Genomic DNA, 16,983 nt, shown 5'->3' on the forward strand with positions numbered 1-16,983 from the left:
CCGCAATATGCGCAGCGGACCATGGCGATCAGCGAGGATGCGCATATCGTGCGCGCGACGGTCCTCAAGGCAAGCGATCCCGAAAGCCTGTTGTTCGAGGCGCTGCCGGAGGCCTTTGGCGAGCGCCTGACGCCGGAGCTTATCATGACCGCGCTCGAGGAATGCCGCGGCGCCTATCCTGCGGTCCTGGAACAGATGCGCGACGCGATGGCCCGAGCGCTTGGGGTCGATCGCGCCAGTTTCGCCGGTCTCGCCGAGCGGACCGACGTCATCAGCAATCTCACCAACGACTATAATTTCGAGGCCTTCGCGCGCCGCGCTGCCCTGTTCGAAAGTGGTAAGGGAGACATTGAAGGGTTGATCAGCCTGCTGCTCCACAAGCCCGCGCATGGCTGGTCCGACCGCGATCGCGACCAGGCGCTCGTCGAAATGGCGGCCTATGGACGCCGGTTCAGAGAACTCGAAGCACTGGCCGTCGTTCGCGATCGCCGTTCGTCGACCGAGGCACTGGCCCTCGTGGTCGGCATCGATCCCAACATCCCGCCATTGCTGCGCAGTTTCATCCTGACCGACGATGAGAAGAAGCAGGCGACGAGCCTCGCAGACGAGGTTCTCGCGACACTTAACTTGGATGCCGGCAACGGCCATTTGCGATTGGCAGCGCTTGCGCGCGCTGTCGCGAGCCTAGCGGCGGAACAGGAGGCCGCATGACCCGCGAGCGCCATATTCTGGGTGTGTCCGGAGGGCGGGATAGCGCGGCACTCGCGGTCTATATGCGCCAACACCATGCCGAGCTGCCCCTCGAATATTTCTTCACCGATACCGGCAAGGAACTGCCCGAAGTCTACGCCTTTCTGGATCGACTCGAAGGCTTTCTCGGCCGTTCGATACTAAGGCTGAACCCTGATCGCGACTTTGATTTCTGGCTTTCGGAATATGGCAACTTTCTGCCGAGCCCCCGAACCCGCTGGTGCACACGCCAGCTGAAACTTCGCCCGCTCGAGCATTGGCTGCGCCGCGATCTGGATGATGGTGTGATCGTGCATTCCTACGTCGCGATCCGCGCGGATGAACCGACGCGGGAGGGCTATCAGGCCACTCATCCCAATATGCAGGTCTATTTGCCCCTCCGCGATGCAGGCTACGACAAGGCGGGCGTCATCGAGATGCTGCGGCAGGCCGATGTCGGCGAACCGGATTACTATAGCTGGCGTTCTCGCTCGGGCTGCACATTTTGCTTCTTTCAGCAGAAGATCGAGTGGGTTCGTCTGGCGGAAAATCACCGTGATCGCTTCGACGAGGCGGTGGCCTATGAAAAGACCGCCCTCAAGGACGGCTCACCCTTCACATGGTCCCAAGGTGAGAGCCTGACCGACCTGATCGCGCCAGCCAGGGTTGAACAGATCAAGGCTGATTATGCGCGCCGGCGTGAACGGCTGCACAAACGTCGCCCAGTCAATCCTCTTTCTGGCAAACCGGTGGCGACGATCGACGACATCTATGGTGTCGATGAGTCGGATGCTGGCTGCGTCGTCTGTCACAAGTGAGTACGACCGACCAAGCGGCCGCGCACGGCATGCCGGCTGCAAGCCTCGTCGACATTCTTTCCCCGGTCGAACCCTTCTATATCCTTCCGAAGGACGACGTTGCCGAACTCGTCATCTCCCCTGCGTTGCAGGCGTGCATGAGTGCCGACGTCATGATCGGCTATTTCGCGAGCCAGTCGCTCGCTGAAATTGCGCCGGGGCTGGCAGCGTACCTCCGAAGCTCGACGCAGCCTCTTCGCCTGATCGTGAGCCCGTTTCTCACTGCACAGGATCAGGATGCATTGCGGTTGGGGACGCTTGGTTCGGAGGAACTCGCCGCGCTGCGGCTGGAGGCGGCCCTGCCGGACGCCGACGCGCTCGCGCGACACTCGCTCGAATGCTTGGCATGGCTCATATCGGCGGGACGCCTGCAGATGAAGATCGCGCTGATGCGCAATGCGCTGTTCCATCCGAAAGCATGGATCTTCACCGATGGCCGGGACGAAGCAGTTCTCCATGGTTCGGCGAACATGACCGGCGCGGGGCTTGGCCGAAATCGTGAGCAGCTCAGCCTCGCGCGCAATTGGATGGGCAGCGACGCGGCGCGAACTTGCGTCCGTTTGAAGGAAGAGTTCGCGCTGCTATGGGGCGGCGGCGACAGCGATTGTATTGTGGTCGACCTCCCGCGTGCGTTCCAAGAGAAGCTGCTCCAGGATTATAAGACGGATCGCATGCCATCCGAGGCCGAGTTCCTGAGTTTATGGCGACGCGGGCACGGACTTCCGGGAGAACCTGTGCCTGGGCCGCAGACTGAAACGCCGGCGTTCACGATTCCCGACTGGTTGCAATACCGCGCCGGCGACTATGCACATCAAGGGGACGCCGTCGACGCCTGGGAAGCTGCCGAGCGTCGTGGCATTCTGGAAATGTGCACCGGCTCGGGGAAGACGCTGACCGCGATGGTCGCAGCACAGCGTCTCTATGCCTCCGAGGGGCCGCAGCTGATCGTCGTCACAGCACCCTATAATGTGCTGATCGAGCAATGGTGCCGGGAGATCGCGCTGTTCGGCCTCAACCCCGTCAATCTTTCCCATGAAAATGGTGCCGCGGGTCGTGAGCGCGCGATGGCGAACGCGCGTCGACGATTGCGCATGGGCCTCTCACCGACCGAAGTGATCGTGGTGTCAAACGATACGCTCTGCACGCCCGAGTTCATCGTCCAGGTTGAGCGGTTCGAATGCACGAAGCTCCTGATCGCCGATGAATGTCACAATCTGGGAGCGCCCGCCTTCATTCGGAACCCCCCCGAGACTTTTCAGTATCGCCTTGGCCTGTCTGCAACCCCGATGCGGCAATATGACGACGACGGAAGCGCGGCTCTTATCGGCTTTTTTGGGCCGGTCTGTTTCAGCTTCCGGCTTGAAGATGCCATCGGGCGATGTTTGACGCCCTACGACTATTTCGTGCATTTTGTACCTCTGGCAGATCTCGAAATGGCCGAATGGCGCGACCTGAGCGATCAGATTTCGCGACTGGCCTGGAAGTTCGATGCTGGCGTCAAGGACGATCATCTCAACAACCTCCTGTTGAAGCGCCGTCGCGTGTTAGAGACGGCTCAGTCGAAGCTCATCAGACTTGGTGAACTCATCGACACGGAAGACGTCCGGGATCTTCGTCACACGCTCGTTTACACGACTGACAAGGATCCGGTGCAGTTGGACGCGGTCAATAGCTTGTTGAATGCCCGTCACATTCTATTTCATCAGCTGACATCGGAAGAATCATCCAATCCGGAGATGTCGCGCCGCATTCTGGATCGATTCAAATCCGGCGACCTTCAGATACTCACAGCCAAACGCGTGCTGGACGAAGGCGTGAATGTGCCGGAAATTCAGCGTGCCTATTTGCTCGCGAGCACGACTGTCCGCCGGCAGTGGGTGCAACGTCGCGGTCGACTGCTTCGCATCTGCAAGGAAATTGGTAAGACGCATGCCATTATCCATGATCTAGTCGCCCTGCCGCCCGAGGCCTATGACGGAAGCGCTTTGGATTCGGAGGCGAAAAAGATAGTGAGTGCTGAACTCGACCGAGTGTGGGAGTTTGCGCGCCTGAGCAGGAACGCCGCGCAAAACGGAGGTCCTTTTGCACAGGTTGAGGAATTGCGGGCGATGCTGAAGGGGCGGGATTGAGTGCCGTACAAGGATGAAAAGGTCATCGGCATTCTGCTTGAGCAGGCAGCTGTCGCGGAGGCGCGCTGCGATGGCTATCATGAGGAGCTAGCCGAAGCCGTCGCGGACATCATGACGGAAGAGCGGCAGAACAGGTTCGCACGTACAAATATTGCCGTTCGCGTGGCAGATATCGTGAGCCGGGTCGGGACTTACCTTTATACCCATTCCAGCGGTGGGAAGGGTTGAACCGATGCGGCTGGTAAAGGCGCGCTTCGATGGGTTTCGCCTCCTCGACGGTCTCGAATTCGACTTCTCGGTCGACCCGCAGAAGAACATCACCGTCGTTCGCGCAGCGAATGAGAGCGGGAAGACAACCCTGCTGACCGCGTTGCAATGGGCGCTCTTCGGCGACGAGGCGCTTCCTTCAGGCTACACCACGTTCAACATGGACGTACCGAGTGGAACAGTTGCGGAAACGATCGGCGAGGTGATCTATGAGGTACAGGGCAAGAAGGGATATCAGCGGTTCCGCCTGATCCGCTCACTCGTCGATCGGGCAGGCGCCCCGGTCCGTGCCAAGTCGACGGCGCAGCTTTATGAAGTGACGTCGCGCGGGTCGGTCGAAATACCGAATGTCGCGGCGCATCTCTCCAACCACATGCCCTCAGAGTTGCGGGAAGTGTTTTTCACCGATGGCGATAGTGCGCTCAGCTTCATCCAGGGCAGGACTGCCGAGCAGCAAAAGCGGGTCCGGAAGGCGATCGAGCAGATGATGGGCTTGCCTCTCCTGGAGGTGGCTGTCGAGCATGTCCGCAAGGCAGAGAAGGATATCCGGTCCAAAGCCGATGCGGCAGCCGGCAGCCAGGAATTGCACGAAACCCGCGTCGCGCTCGAGGCAATCGACGCCTCCATGCCCGACCTTGAAGCCAAGCTCGCGACGACCACCGATGAGATCGCGAACCTGTCGGACCTGTTCGCTCGCGCTGATCGGGAACTGCAGGAAGCGCTGAAACGCGGCAATCGCGAGGAAATCGCCAAGGAGCTGAAGGACGTCCAGGAGCAGCAGAATGCGTGCGAAGCGCGCATGAAGGCAGCCGATCTCGCGCAGGCTGATCTTATCGCCAACAAAGAGTTCGCCAGCGAAATGATGAAGGGGAAGCTCCAAAAGGCCGGAGCGATCCTCGACGATCTGCGGACCAAGGGCGAAATCCCGAGCGCTACGATTCCTGTGCTCGAAGATCGGCTGACCCATAGCGACTGCATCTGCGGCGAATCGCTTGATGTGCATCATCCGGATGGTGCCCGGCGTCGGGCGGCGATCGAGGATTTGATTGAGCGCAGTAGAGAGACCGACGCGCTTAAATCGAAGATATCAGACCTGTATTTTGAAGGCCGGGGGCTCTTCGAAGCACGCGAGCCGACGTGGGCCGACAAATATGCGGCCGCCTTTGTCGCCCGGTCGCGGGAACAGAGCCTGTTTGAGAAGCTTGGCCAGACGGTTGCTGACCTCGATGCGCGGCTCGACAAGGTCAAGAACGACGACGTCCAACGTGCGCGCGAAATGCGCGACACCTACCTCAAGCAGCTTGGCGAAAAGCGAGACAGCGCCACGCGCCTCGATGTCTCCTTGCGCAATCGCCGGGACCAGCGTGCCGAACTTGAGAAGAAAGTGTCCACGCTCCTCGCGCGAGAAAACAAGGGCAAGCGTTTCGGAGCAGAGTTGCTGGCTGCCCAGGACATCCGCAAAATCGTCGAGCAAACTTTGGAGATCATGAAGACGCGGGAGGTTGAGGCCGTCTCTCGCCGGATGAACGAGTATTTTGTCGAGATGATCGGCGCCGACCCGTCCACCGCCCTCATCAAATACGCGACCATTACGCCCGATTTCAAAATTGCGGTGTTCGGTCGCAACGATCACGCGCTCGATCCGTCGCAGGACCTGAATGGCGCATCACGGCGGGCGCTGACCATCGCGTTCATTCTGGCATTGACGGAGATCAGCGGTGTCGAAGCGCCAAACGTCATCGATACACCGCTCGGCATGATGAGCGGCTTCGTGAAAACCGAAGTCGTGCGGGTGGCCTCTCGTGCCAGTTCGCAGCTCATTCTCTTGCTCACACATGACGAGATCCAGGGCTGCGAAGCAATCCTTGACGCTAAGGCCGGCGTGATCGTGACGATGACCAACCCGGCCCATTACCCCCGCATCTTGAAGAACGACCCGGGGACGACTGAGGCCAAGGTAATGCTGTGCGATTGCGACCATCGCAGCTCTTGTGAAATCTGCGAGCGCAAGGTGTCCTCCGACCCGTCGACCGATCTGAGCGAGGCAGCCTGATGGCGACGAACCCTTTCGCCGGGCTCGATATCATGGTGCCCGAGGATTATCGCACGCACTTCGACACTTATGTCCAGCGCCGGGAAGGCAAGAGTGCTCGCCCCGTCCATCAGCCGTTCGCACGCAATATCGATATGTGGTTCGCCGCAATCTGTCTCGCTGTGCGCAAGGATTTGAAGCCCAGCGGGCCGACTGGCAAGTCCTACAAGGCAGCCGAAGGTGTCGTGCTGAGTTCCGATCCCTGGCGGCCAACGGCCCTGATGCTCTTGGCGATCGCCGACACGGACGATGCAAGCATCGTCAACCGTCCCGGCGAGATGCTGCGGATTGCTACCGGCTACGCGGTTGCCGGCCTGCCCGAGTTGCTCGCCATTCTTGAAGCGCGCGAAGGCGACACCGCGCTCGATTATTTAAGCGAGCGGCTGGAGAGCTTGCTGAAAGCCTGACGGCGGGCGGTGACAGGCTTGAGGGGGAGTGCAGGATATTGGATGAAGTTCGTAATCCATTCGCGCCCGGCGCCGGAACGCCGCCGCCGGAACTCGCGGGCAGAACCGATGTCCTCGACCTCACTTATACTGCCCTACTGCGTATCCAGGCCGGCCGCTCGATCCAGCAACCCGTGCTCGTCGGTCTGCGCGGCGTTGGGAAAACCGTATTGCTCGTCGAAATGCAAAAAATGGCCAGCGACCAGGGGTTCATCGTTGTGGACATGGAGGCATGCGAAGAACAGTCGCTGCCCGAACTTCTCGCGCCAAAACTACGCGAAGCATTTTTGCAACTCAGCTTGGTCGAAGCGGCCAAGGAGAAGGTCAAGCGCGGGATCGGAGTGCTCAAGGCCTTCGTCGGTGGATTCGGCATCACCATGGGCGAAGTTTCGATAACCTATGACCCAACCGTCGGCATCGCGGATTCGGGACAGATCGAAGCGGACCTGCCGGCGCTGTTCATCGAGCTTGGCGAAGCCGCCGCTGCTGCTAGCCGCCCGGTGGCCATCTTCGTCGATGAGCTACAGGTCCTAAAGTCAGATGAATTCAGCGCGCTCATCATGGCCGTGCACAAGATCAACCAGCGCCGCCTGCCGATCGTGTTCATCGGCGCCGGGCTACCGCAGGTCCTCGCTTTAGCGGGCAACTCCAAATCCTACTCCGAGCGACTTTTCCTGTTCTCCGAGATCGGCGCTCTGAAAGAGGAAGATGCGGCGGCCGCCGTCGTCAATCCGGCGAAAGCCGAGGGTGTAGAATTCGAACCCGACGCGATCGCGGAGTTGCTCCGGATCACGCAACGCTATCCCTATTATCTGCAGCAATGGGCGCATGACGCCTGGAACGTCGCGAGTGGTGAAACCATTACATGGAGCGATGTTATCGAGGCGCACGACATTTCCACGGCCGCGCTCGATGCCAGCTTCTTCCGCGTACGCTATGATCGGTGCCGTCCGGCAGAGAAGAAATATATGCGCGCTCTAGCGGAGTTGGGACCTGGCCATCGTCGCAGCGCAGATATCGCCGACGTTCTCGGCACCAAGGCTGACAAGATTGCCCCGATGCGCGCCAATCTGATCAAGAAAGCGATGATCTATGCGCCGTCTCTCGGCGACGTCTGCTTCACGGTGCCGCTGTTCGACCAATTCATGAAGCGGATCATTCCGGACATTAAAAGTCTCCTATAAAGGTAAACATGAGCCGGCGGCTGCCTTGGCAGGAGGCGGTGTCGTCCCTTCGACTAAAGTCCTAGCCCTCTTCCCCGCCCGAACGACCAGTCCACGCCGCCATTGCTTCGCATCACGCCGGAGATGTGCTGGCCGATCTGGCGGTCGAGCGAAGGAGACCAGGGCACGAGCTGGAAGCTCAGACCCCCATCCGGGCCAAAGCCTTCGATCATGGCGAAGCGGCCCGACGCGAGCGTGAGGCGCTGGCGCACGGTGCCGGCGACATATTCGCCGGCCTTCGACGGCGCGTGCGGCAAGCCGATCTCGGCGGAGAGTTCCCTGGCCGTCGCATCCAGCTCGCGCCGCCTGAGCGTATCGAGCAGATTGCGCGCGAAGATGATGCGCTGGCCCTGACGCCGTGCCAGGCCCTCGTCGGCGAGATGGTCGGCGCGCGCCTCCATCGCGCCGCGCACCTCGGTCCCGAAACCGCCGCCAAGGTCGTGGCCATCGCTCGCGAGGTTGCGGCGGTCGAGCCATGTCGCGCCCGGCGCGCGGACCTGCGCGGACAAGTCCATGTCGGAGCGCACCGCGAGCGCGACCCGCTGCCGGCCCTTGCGATCCTCGAAGCGGCGCAGCTCGACGATCGTGCCCGGCTTGCAGTCGCCGGTCGCCTCGATGTCGGGAAAGCGGACGTGATGGGTGCGGCCGTCGATGCCGTCGACGATCGCATAGGCGCCGCCGGTCAGTTCGTCATGCAGGCCGCGATCGACCAGCCGGCCGATCACCGGCTGAGCCAGATCGGCGTCGAGGACATAGCTCGCGGCCCCCCGGTCGATGCCGCGGTCGGTCATCGCCTGGTGCATCCGCTTGATGATGTCGCCGCCTTCGCCCATCTCGCGCAGCGCCGCCTGTGCGTCGCCGGCCAGCGTCCACTGTCCGGGCGCGATCTCGCTGGCGAGGCCGAGCCCCTCCAGCTTGCGCAGCCGCCCCATCCGCAGCACATGGTCGCCGTCCGGCCGGACGCCGGGCTCGGGCGCCATGTCGATCAGGCCGTCGCGCTGCATGGTGCGCGACAGATCGCGGTCGATCTCGGTCCAGCGTTCGGCTTCGACCTGCCGCTCCAGCGATTGGCGGATTTCGAGGTCGCTGCGCAGTCCCAGCTCGCGGGTGACGATCTCGCGCGCCACGGCCCGCATCCCCTCGCCGATATAGTCGCGCGAGATGACGAGGTTCTGCCCGTCCTCGCCGACGCCGCGCACGATGATGTGGACGTGGGGATTGTCGGTGTTCCAATGCTCGACGGCCCGCCAGTCGAGGCGGGTGCCGAGATCCGTTTCCATTCGCGCCATCAGCTCGCGGGTGAAGGTCTTGAGGTCGCCCATCTCGGGCGCGTCCTCGGGCGAGACGATGAAGCGGAAATGGTGCCGGTCGTCCTCGCACGTCGCGGCGAAGGCGTTGCGGTCCAGGCCCTCGGCGTCGGCGCCGAACAGGACGCCCCTTTCGCCGTCGCGGGTGACGCCATCGCGTTGCAGATAATTGAGGTGGGCCGCGAGCGAGGCGCGGCCGCCGTGGCGGACCACGCGCGCCTTGACGATCACCTGGCGCGATCGGTGGCCGAGCCGATGAGTCGCGCGCAGGCTGGCGACCCGGCCCCGCCCGAAGGTCGAACGGCCCGGCGCGATGATCCGGCCCCGGCGCGAGACATGGCCGCCGGCGCGCTGCGCGGCGGCGAGCGCCTGGACGATGATCGGCAGCGCCCGCTGGCGGCCCTTCGAACGGATGCGGCCAGGCCGGATGCGGAAATCCTCGTCGCCGCTCATGGCGCGGCGCTCCGCAATGTGGGGAAATCCTTGGAGGCGGCTGGCGTTCGGCCAGCGTCCCACAGTGCGGGGTTCCCGCACACATTGCGCAGCAATGACCAAAAGCCTTGGGAAACAAGGCTACGACCGGGGCAAAATGGCTGCGCACATTGCCGCCCTTTATCTTGCCCTCGACCTTCCCCCTGCAAAATCCCAAGCCTGCCCCCTTCCGATACTGCGAAAGGCTGCGAGGGAGAACGCCAGGGCGCGCGAGGCCCGCTCATGGTGGAGACCGGCCGGAAACCGCGACGAACAAGCCGGGCAGCGGAGGCTTGGTCGCGGGCGCCGCGCCATCCGGGCGATCGGTTGACGGGCGTTCGGATTGCGGGCTGGAAGCCTCGTCGTCGGCCGTTGGCTGCGCGCTCGAAGCCGTGCCCGAGCGCACCGTAAACAGCGCGGCACGGCGCCAGGCGAAGTGGTCGACGGGCGGCGCGACGGCAAGCTGGGTGTCGCCGGAATCGCCGGTGATCGCCGCGAGTTTGGCGAGATAGGCGCGCGTCTCGGCGGGCAGCGGGCGGCCGCGAGAGAGATGCTCGTCGTAGCGACCCGGCCCCGCATTATAGGCGGCCAGCATGGCGCTCGCATTGCCGTAGCGGTCGAACATCTCGCGCAGATAGGCCGCGCCCGCCATGATGTTGTCGCACGGATCGAACGGATCGGAACCGAGCCGATAGCGTGCGCGCAAAGTGGCCCAGGTCGCGGGCATGATCTGCATCAGGCCCATCGCGCCGGCCGTCGAGACCGCGCGGACATCGCCGTTGCTCTCGACCCGCATCACGGCCCATATCCACGCTTCCGGGATGCCGAACCGCTGGGCGGCGTCGGCGACATGCCGACCGGCGGCGGTGGCGGTGGCGGGTGCGGCGGATTGCGCGCGGACGGACGCGGACGCCAGCAACGCGGGCGCGCTCGCGATGATCGCGAGCAGCGCCAGCGTGGCAGCCCGGCGGCGCGAAGATCGGGGACGCCGGGACACCCGATCAGCTCCGGTCTTCGCGCGGTCGCTGCCGCTTCCACGATAGCCGGAAAGCCCGGCCTTCGGGATCGGCGCGGAACAGCACCGGACGGAACGGCGCCGCCGAAAAGAGCGGACTGTCGATCTCCAGCGCGATGTAATCGCCCGCCCGGTCGCCGACACGCTTCCAGGCGCCCCCGACTTCGGGACCGTCCTCGTCATCGAGGTGGATGCGGTAGTCGGGCGCATTCTCGGCGTCGCTCGGTTCGAGCGCGACGAGCACGATCGCCTCGTCGATGCCGAACAGCCGGATGCGGCCCGCATAGCCGTCGCCGGTGGATTCAAAGTGTGTGGTGGTCATGGCCAGTCTCCTTGGGGTTGGCGGGTGGAAGCGGTGCGGACGGCGCGCGCAGATGCAGCGGCGTTGCGCGTCCGATGACGGCGGACGACGGAAGGGGGCCGAAGTAGCGGCCGTCCAAACTGTCGGGATGGGCGGGGTTGAGCAGCAGCAGTTCGCCGGCGCCGAGTGTGCGGCAGCCTTGCCAGACGGGCAGCGGACGGCCCCGGCGATCCTGCGCGAGGGCGACGACGGCAGGCCGCCCATCGACGCTCACGACGGCGCCGATCCGGCAAACGCGCTGTCCGGTCTTCGCCGCCACATGCTTCAGGAGCGGCACGCCCTCGGGCAAATAGCCGCGCCCGGCCATCCACCGCGCCAGCGGCGCAGGCGGCGTGACGGCGACCAGCGCACCGGCGCGCGGATCGGCGTCGGGATGGATGCGATAAAGCCCGATCGGCGCGCTCGCGCTGGCGTTCCAGATGAGGCGCGGGAGCGGCTCAGCGACCGCGACGGCGATGAACGCCGCGCCGAAAGCGGATGCGGCGATGGCGGTCGCCATGCCATAGCGGCGGCGCGTCACCCTTCGATCTCCCGGCGCTTGAGCCAGGCGCTGTGGCGCTCGGGCGTATAGAGGCGCGGCGGATGACCGGCGGCGATGCGGTTGTGGACATGCCGCCAGTGATCGGCGGCCGCGTCGCAGGGATCGACGCCGGCCGCCTCCACGGCGTCGATCGCGGCGAGCACCTGGGCGACTTTCGGCCAGCCTTCGATCCTGAGCAGGATGTCGCCGCCGGGACGCACGAAGGGCAGCGTCGTGTAGGGTTCGTTGGCCGCGACCGCGCGCACCACGTCGATGCGCGAGACGATCGTGCCGTAGTCGTTGGAAGCCCAGCGGACGAATGCGAAGACGGCGCCCGGACGGAAGCCGACAACGCGCGTTCGCCGCGTCAGGATGCGGTCGTCCGCGATGCGGCCGAAGCGTATCCAATGCTCCAGCTTCTTCTCGATCCAGGTCAGTTCGACATGGGTGAGGCCGTCGCGGGCGAGCGCGCTGAACGCGCCGCTGGTGCGCACGGCCGGGGGCCGTTCGTCGATCATCGGGAAGCTCCTGGGATTGGGGTCGCACCGGGCATGGCGGGACGCCGGTGGATCGTGCGCCGGCCGGTCGCCGTCGCTGCGAACAGCGCTGCGCTGTCCACAGTCGCGCCGCGCGTTAGCAAGAATCCGAAGGATTCTTTTCTATTAGCATTGTTAGAAGGGGGTCGAATCCGCGAGGATTTCTGCGGCTTTGCGGGAGCTAGGCGTTCCCGATAGTCCGTGTCTCGCGTTCCCGGAAGTCCGACTCCGGGCGTTCCCGATCGTCCGAGTCTCATGGCCGGTTATCCACAGGCTTGAGACCGACGCGGCGCATGGCGGCGTCGAACGGATCGAGCGGCACGGGCACGAACGTCAGCCGGTCGCGGCCGAGCGTGTGATCGAGCGACAGGACGTAGCCGGGCAGCGGCTGGCGTGCGACGATGCCGCGCAGCTCGAACGCGAAGCGACGGAGCGGCGACAGCACGCCGGACTTCAAATGAAGATGCGGGACGTCGAAGCTCCAGCCGCCGCGCTGCCGGCCGCCATGCTTGCGGACGATCCGGTAGAGCCAGCGTTCGAGCCCGCCGGTGAGGTCGAAATAGGCGGGGTCGATGGTCAGCACCAATGCGCGGTCAAGCACGCCGGCATAGAACCAGTCGGGCAGGATCAGCTCGATGCCGAGCGCGCGGCCGTTGCCGTCGGCCAGTTCGCGCCATTCGTTGATCCAGGAGAAGCGATGGCGCCGCCGCTGGTGCTCCTGCCGGATCGACGTCGCCACCGTGGTCGATTGCAGGCGATCGAGCGCGGCCTTCAGCCGGTCGTAGCTCGCCTTGCCGGTGCCGCGCCGGGTGAAGGTCAATATCTCGTGCGGCGTCGTCACCATGAGGCGCGAGGTCGGCCGCCCGGCGTCGCGCGCTTCAATGAGCTGGCTCGCGGCCCAGATCAGCACGTCGGCGTCCCAAATGGTCGCCATGCCGTGCTCCGGCACGGCTTCGACCGAAATCCACGCCGCGCCCATGTGAAACGCGATCGGCGTGGTGCGCCGGGCCTTGGCGAGACTAAAGAACGGCCACGCCATCAGATCCTGCGCATCGCGGGGCGCGAGATTGCCGGGGATCGAGCGGAACAGCTCAAGCTGCGTGCGCTCGGCGCTGGACCGGCCGGAAAGGGAGCGAACGGCGCGCATCGCGGTCAGCGGCGCACGCAATCGGTCGGCAGGCGCTTGGCGGGATGGACCACGCCGCTGCCGGGATCGGAGGTCGAGCGGCGGCTGCCGAGCGCAGCCCAGGCGTCGAGGTCGGCGATCGCATAGACGATGCAGCCGCCCAGCCTGCGGAACACCGGGCCGGTGCCGTAGCAGCGGTGCTTCTCCAGCGTCCGCGCCGACAGGCCGAGATGGATCGCCGCATCGGGCGTCTTGAGGTAGCGTGGCGTTGTGGCGATGACGGGATCGGCCATGATGTTCCTCCTGACGGTGGCCGGCCCCGGAAAAGGGGCGCGGCGGACAGGAGGCGATGGTGGCGAAACCGCCCCCATGCGGAGAAGGGACAAAGCTGCGGGGGAGAAAATGTCCTCGTCAGCCGCCGCGCAGCAGCCGGATATAGCCGCCGTCGCGCAGCTCGATCGCTTCGGTGAGCCATCGGTTTATGCGCTTGCGTTCGCGGCAGTCGGACCACTCGCCGGCGCTATATTGGCGCACATCGCGGTCGATCAGCACGGCGGCCACTTCCCTCGGACTGGCCCCGGCACGGTGCCCATCGAGCGCGCGCAGGAGCGTGAGAAGATGCTGGCGGCGGCCGGGCGTGGGGCGCAGTGCGGGCGGGCCGGACGCCATGCCGAGCGCGCGCCGGCAGACGCGCTCGGCTGACGCGAGCCCGGCGAAGGGATAGCTCCCGTCCGGCAGCATCATGACCAGTGGACGGTCGAGGGGGCCGGCCACCCAGAGGTGCTCGTCGCCCTCCTTGTCGGCGAGAATGAGATGGAGAAGTCGCCCGATCCTGATCCGTGCGCGGATCGCGCCCAGCATCTTGATGTCGAGACGCAACATGTTGCTGATGCCGGAGGGCGGCGGCCCCAGCATGACGCAGGCGGGCGAAAGGTCGAGCCGCGCCACCGCGAGCTTCGGATCGAACGCGGATGCCGGGTCCGCGTGGAAGCTGATTCCCCAGCGCCGCACCAGGCCGGCGGTCGCGTCGTCGGCCGTGATCTTGCCGCGCTTCACGCGGTCGAGCGCGCGGCGGTAGGCGGCGCGATAGCCCTCGTTACGGCCGAGATAGCCGATGGCGATATCCGAATAGGCGAGCGCGTCGTCCCCGGCTTCGTCCGGGGGCGCGCGCCAGTCCTCCCCAGGCGGCATCCTATCCTCCTAAGCATGGCTCTCTGCGGAGCGCCGGAAGATGTTCGCGATGCCCGGACGACGCGGAAGCCCTGCCGAGCGTGCCGGCGCATAGCGGATTCAAGTCAGCGTTTTGACGGGATTTTCTGCGCGGTAGCCGGGTTAGCCGGCTAACCGTCAGGAGCCGGACGGACGCAGATAGTGACGGTATCCGGTCTCGGACATCCAGCGTGCGCGGGCGAGATGCGAGTCATAGACCAGGCGCGCGCGATCGGGCTCGATGGCCGGGTCGATACCGAAAATGATCCGCACGGCCTCGCACCAGTCGGCTTTCTCGGCGGCGGCGTCGAGCAGGCGCCAGTAGGTGCGATGGTGCCGTTCGTCATAGGCAGTGACGTGGGAGGCATCGGGCGCGCGGTCCTCGAAAGCGGCTATCGCCATCGCCTGAGCCCGTTCGCAGCCATCACCCCACACCCCCGGATTCACGAAACATATACCATAATGGATCGAAGTAATCGCACCGTCTTTGCTATGGCGATGCGATGAGTCGCGCACGATCAACGATGCGATGAAGCCGTTTATCTTCGCTTTTCGCCGCCCGAATTGCTCACCAGCAGCACGCCCTGGCCGCGATCCGAATCGAGAAAGACGATCCCGGCCGCCTCCAGCGCCCTGACCACCTGATGCCGGGTATTGTCGTTCACGGGCTTATATTGCGTCGATTCCAGGCGCTTGAGCGCCGTCAACGCAACAATGGCCTTCTCTGCAAGCAACTCCTGTGTCCAACCGAGAAGCGCACGAGCGGCCCGCACCTGGCGGGATGTGATCATGCACGATCACGTCCACGAGCCGAGCGCTATACGCTATTAAAACGACTATTATAGTCGTCTTGGCATAGACGCAACTTAAGTGGACACTCCAACGAAAGAAGGCCCGGCGGCTTGCGCCGCCGGGCCTTCGGCGCCTCGGTTCAGAACGGAATGTCGTCGTCGAGGTCGTTGGTGTAGCCGCCCGTCTGCGCGGACTTGCCCCGGCTGAGGAAGTCCACCGTCTCGGCGATGATCTCGCAGCCGTAGCGGTCGACGCCCTGCTGGTCGGTCCACTTGGTGTAGTGGATGCGGCCGCGCACCAGCACCTTCATGCCCTTCTCGCAATGCTCCTGAATGGTCTTGCCGAGGCCGTTGAATGCGGTGACGCGGTGCCATTCGGTGTCCTGGACACGATAGCCGTTGTCGTCCCGAACGACCTTGCCCTCCGAATAGCGGGGGCGCGAGGTGGCGAGGGTGAAGTGGGTGATATGGGTGCCGCCCTGGGTGCTGCGGCTTTCCGGGTCCTGGCCGATGTTGCCGGCGAGAATGACGATGTTCTGCATTTCAAGTCTCCGTTGCTTCACGTCCGAGGGACCGTCCCTCCGACGAGACCCGGCCAAGACCGTCGGGAGGCGCTGGCATCGACGCGCAGCGGAGACCTGACCCCCAAGGCCCGAAGTGGTGCGGGCAGGCGCTTCAGCGCCAACACGGATCGGAAGCCGCGGGGGTTGTTGGCGCAAACCGAACGGGCTTAGGGGATCGTCAGTCGGAGGGGCTGTCACTCGGCGAAGCGGAACGGAGCGATGCGGGACACGGCCTTGCTTGCTGGTGGAAGGCCGGACTGCCCGATAGCTGTGCCTGGGCGGCTCTGTCCGAGCTTCATCCTCCACTCGTCCCCCCATGCGCCGTGGCGGCGTTCGACGGGTGGAGACGGCCGCGTCCGGGAACACCGCTTCCGCATCGCCACCGAAGGCCAGGCACGCCGGTCAGTCGCCGGGAAGGGGAAGATTGGCCGCCCGCACCCACACCGGGACGGCGGGACAGCGGCGGCCGCTACGGCTGCGGGATCGTCGATAGGTGGAGGTGGACGGCGCGTTCGAACGGGCATAGGCGACGGCGATCGGGACCGCTTCCGTTCTGAACCGAGGCGCGCGAGGTCAGCGAAGCCCTGCCGGCCTACTCGCCTTGTGTGACAGATGAGACTATCTTCCACGCAGAGGAGTCGATCATGGTCGCCCGTGCAGCAACGTCGAAAGGTGAAAAGAGCGCGGAAAAGCGCGAAAGCGGCGCGACCAGGCCGACCGAGCTTGGCCTGCTGGCGCTGGCGATGCTGGCCCAGCCCGATCCGGTGGCGACCTACTTCAGAAAGACGCGCGGCAAGCTCGGAGCGGATCACCAGCTCGACTATTGACCTGCGCGCGCATCTGCGGCGCATCAAACCGGACACGCATGTTGCTCGCCCCGCACGGCAGATTCATCCCTTTCCAAGGATGCGGCGAGCGGCCAGGCCGACCGCTCGGCTCAGGACGGGATCGCCTCACCGATCACGCCCCGAAGGGATCGTATTCGTGAACGATGCTGGCGGTGTCACCGTCGAACTCACGCGCTTCGAGCACGCCGAACAGGCGGTCGCCGATCTTCACGACGACGATGCACGTCATCAGCGTCCGGGCGAGGTTCCAAGCGTGGGACTGGGCGATTTCCAAGGACATTGATCCGGCTCCTGTCTTTAGGAGCGAGGACCATCCCCGCTCGACAGGCGCCCGAAGCGTCGGGCGGATGGCCGCAATCACCGCACAGGCGCAGCCTGAAGGCCGCACGCTCGCGTAGCGGACCCTTTACGGGTTGATGGCGACAGGCCATCCGTCAGACCAAGGATAGCGTCTCAAAGAGCGGGGTGGTGCTCGCGCAGACGGGAACTGGCT

Annotated in this window: 19 protein-coding genes; 7 read left to right on the forward strand and 12 right to left on the reverse strand. The window is 64.6% G+C overall.

From position 1 onward, the window contains the following. Positions 1 to 707: 707 nt before the first annotated feature. The 6 genes from BMX92_RS07180 to BMX92_RS07205 are packed head-to-tail and all read left to right on the forward strand — an operon-like array spanning position 708 to position 7,704. Positions 708 to 1,547 (forward strand): phosphoadenosine phosphosulfate reductase family protein, encoded by an 840-nt coding sequence (locus BMX92_RS07180; protein ID WP_093014178.1) that lies wholly within the window; start codon positions 708 to 710, stop codon positions 1,545 to 1,547. Then, entirely contained in the window at positions 1,544 to 3,715 is a 2,172-nt protein-coding gene (locus BMX92_RS07185; protein ID WP_093014181.1) for a DEAD/DEAH box helicase family protein, read from the forward strand. The genes BMX92_RS07180 and BMX92_RS07185 overlap by 4 nt, the downstream gene beginning before the upstream one ends. Next, the gene (locus BMX92_RS07190) at positions 3,716 to 3,943 is read left to right on the forward strand and encodes a hypothetical protein (protein ID WP_093014185.1); all 228 of its coding nucleotides are present in this window, start codon (positions 3,716 to 3,718) and stop codon (positions 3,941 to 3,943) included. A gap of 4 nt (positions 3,944 to 3,947) precedes the next feature. Next, positions 3,948 to 6,035, forward strand: a complete 2,088-nt coding sequence (locus tag BMX92_RS07195) for an AAA family ATPase (protein ID WP_093014188.1) — start codon at positions 3,948 to 3,950, stop codon at positions 6,033 to 6,035. Further along, on the forward strand, positions 6,035 to 6,481 hold the full coding sequence (locus BMX92_RS07200; RefSeq protein ID WP_093014191.1) for a hypothetical protein: 447 nt from the start codon (positions 6,035 to 6,037) through the stop codon (positions 6,479 to 6,481). Before BMX92_RS07195 ends, BMX92_RS07200 begins: the two co-directional genes overlap by 1 nt. 38 nt (positions 6,482 to 6,519) lie before the next feature. After that, positions 6,520 to 7,704 (forward strand): ATP-binding protein, encoded by a 1,185-nt coding sequence (locus BMX92_RS07205; RefSeq protein WP_093014194.1) that lies wholly within the window; start codon positions 6,520 to 6,522, stop codon positions 7,702 to 7,704. Positions 7,705 to 7,757: 53 nt separating this feature from the next. Here the strand turns inward: BMX92_RS07205 and BMX92_RS07210 are convergent, their stop codons facing one another. From BMX92_RS07210 to BMX92_RS07265, 11 genes are all read right to left on the reverse strand, one after another. Continuing rightward, the gene (locus BMX92_RS07210; RefSeq protein ID WP_093014197.1) at positions 7,758 to 9,503 is read right to left on the reverse strand and encodes a relaxase/mobilization nuclease domain-containing protein; all 1,746 of its coding nucleotides are present in this window, start codon (positions 9,501 to 9,503) and stop codon (positions 7,758 to 7,760) included. Between the two features lie 259 nt (positions 9,504 to 9,762). Further along, entirely contained in the window at positions 9,763 to 10,437 is a 675-nt protein-coding gene (locus tag BMX92_RS07215) for a lytic transglycosylase domain-containing protein (protein ID WP_371262296.1), read from the reverse strand. A gap of 85 nt (positions 10,438 to 10,522) precedes the next feature. Next, the gene (locus tag BMX92_RS07220) at positions 10,523 to 10,858 is read right to left on the reverse strand and encodes a DUF736 domain-containing protein (RefSeq protein WP_093014202.1); all 336 of its coding nucleotides are present in this window, start codon (positions 10,856 to 10,858) and stop codon (positions 10,523 to 10,525) included. Continuing rightward, on the reverse strand, positions 10,839 to 11,417 hold the full coding sequence (locus BMX92_RS07225) for a S26 family signal peptidase (RefSeq protein ID WP_093014204.1): 579 nt from the start codon (positions 11,415 to 11,417) through the stop codon (positions 10,839 to 10,841). Before BMX92_RS07225 ends, BMX92_RS07220 begins: the two co-directional genes overlap by 20 nt. Continuing rightward, positions 11,414 to 11,935, reverse strand: coding sequence for a DUF2840 domain-containing protein (locus BMX92_RS07230; protein ID WP_093014207.1), 522 nt, complete (start codon positions 11,933 to 11,935; stop codon positions 11,414 to 11,416). The genes BMX92_RS07225 and BMX92_RS07230 overlap by 4 nt, the downstream gene beginning before the upstream one ends. A gap of 271 nt (positions 11,936 to 12,206) precedes the next feature. Beyond that, positions 12,207 to 13,100 carry a replication initiator protein A gene (locus BMX92_RS07240; RefSeq protein ID WP_093014809.1) on the reverse strand — a complete coding sequence of 298 codons (894 nt, stop codon included), beginning with the start codon at positions 13,098 to 13,100 and terminating at the stop codon, positions 12,207 to 12,209. Between the two features lie 5 nt (positions 13,101 to 13,105). Next, on the reverse strand, positions 13,106 to 13,372 hold the full coding sequence (locus tag BMX92_RS07245) for a helix-turn-helix transcriptional regulator (RefSeq protein WP_093014211.1): 267 nt from the start codon (positions 13,370 to 13,372) through the stop codon (positions 13,106 to 13,108). Positions 13,373 to 13,490: 118 nt separating this feature from the next. Continuing rightward, a complete protein-coding gene (locus tag BMX92_RS07250) occupies positions 13,491 to 14,270 on the reverse strand; it encodes a DUF2285 domain-containing protein (protein ID WP_093014214.1) in 780 nt (259 codons plus the stop codon). 156 nt (positions 14,271 to 14,426) lie between these two features. Beyond that, positions 14,427 to 14,690 (reverse strand): DUF2285 domain-containing protein, encoded by a 264-nt coding sequence (locus tag BMX92_RS07255; RefSeq protein ID WP_093014812.1) that lies wholly within the window; start codon positions 14,688 to 14,690, stop codon positions 14,427 to 14,429. 137 nt (positions 14,691 to 14,827) lie between these two features. Beyond that, positions 14,828 to 15,079: a helix-turn-helix domain-containing protein gene (locus BMX92_RS07260; protein ID WP_093014217.1), complete on the reverse strand. Its 252-nt coding sequence runs from the start codon at positions 15,077 to 15,079 to the stop codon at positions 14,828 to 14,830. A gap of 140 nt (positions 15,080 to 15,219) precedes the next feature. Beyond that, positions 15,220 to 15,621 (reverse strand): single-stranded DNA-binding protein, encoded by a 402-nt coding sequence (locus tag BMX92_RS07265; protein ID WP_093014220.1) that lies wholly within the window; start codon positions 15,619 to 15,621, stop codon positions 15,220 to 15,222. A 665-nt stretch (positions 15,622 to 16,286) separates the two neighbouring features. Here BMX92_RS07265 and BMX92_RS07270 point away from each other — a divergent pair. Continuing rightward, positions 16,287 to 16,469: a hypothetical protein gene (locus tag BMX92_RS07270; protein ID WP_093014223.1), complete on the forward strand. Its 183-nt coding sequence runs from the start codon at positions 16,287 to 16,289 to the stop codon at positions 16,467 to 16,469. Positions 16,470 to 16,602: 133 nt separating this feature from the next. On the opposite strand, the gene BMX92_RS27290 is transcribed toward BMX92_RS07270, so the two are convergent. Further along, entirely contained in the window at positions 16,603 to 16,770 is a 168-nt protein-coding gene (locus BMX92_RS27290) for a hypothetical protein (RefSeq protein ID WP_177184956.1), read from the reverse strand. Between the last annotated feature and the right edge of the window lie 213 nt (positions 16,771 to 16,983).

This window comes from Sphingobium sp. YR768 (assembly GCF_900111125.1).
Taxonomy (GTDB): Bacteria; Pseudomonadota; Alphaproteobacteria; order Sphingomonadales; family Sphingomonadaceae; genus Sphingobium.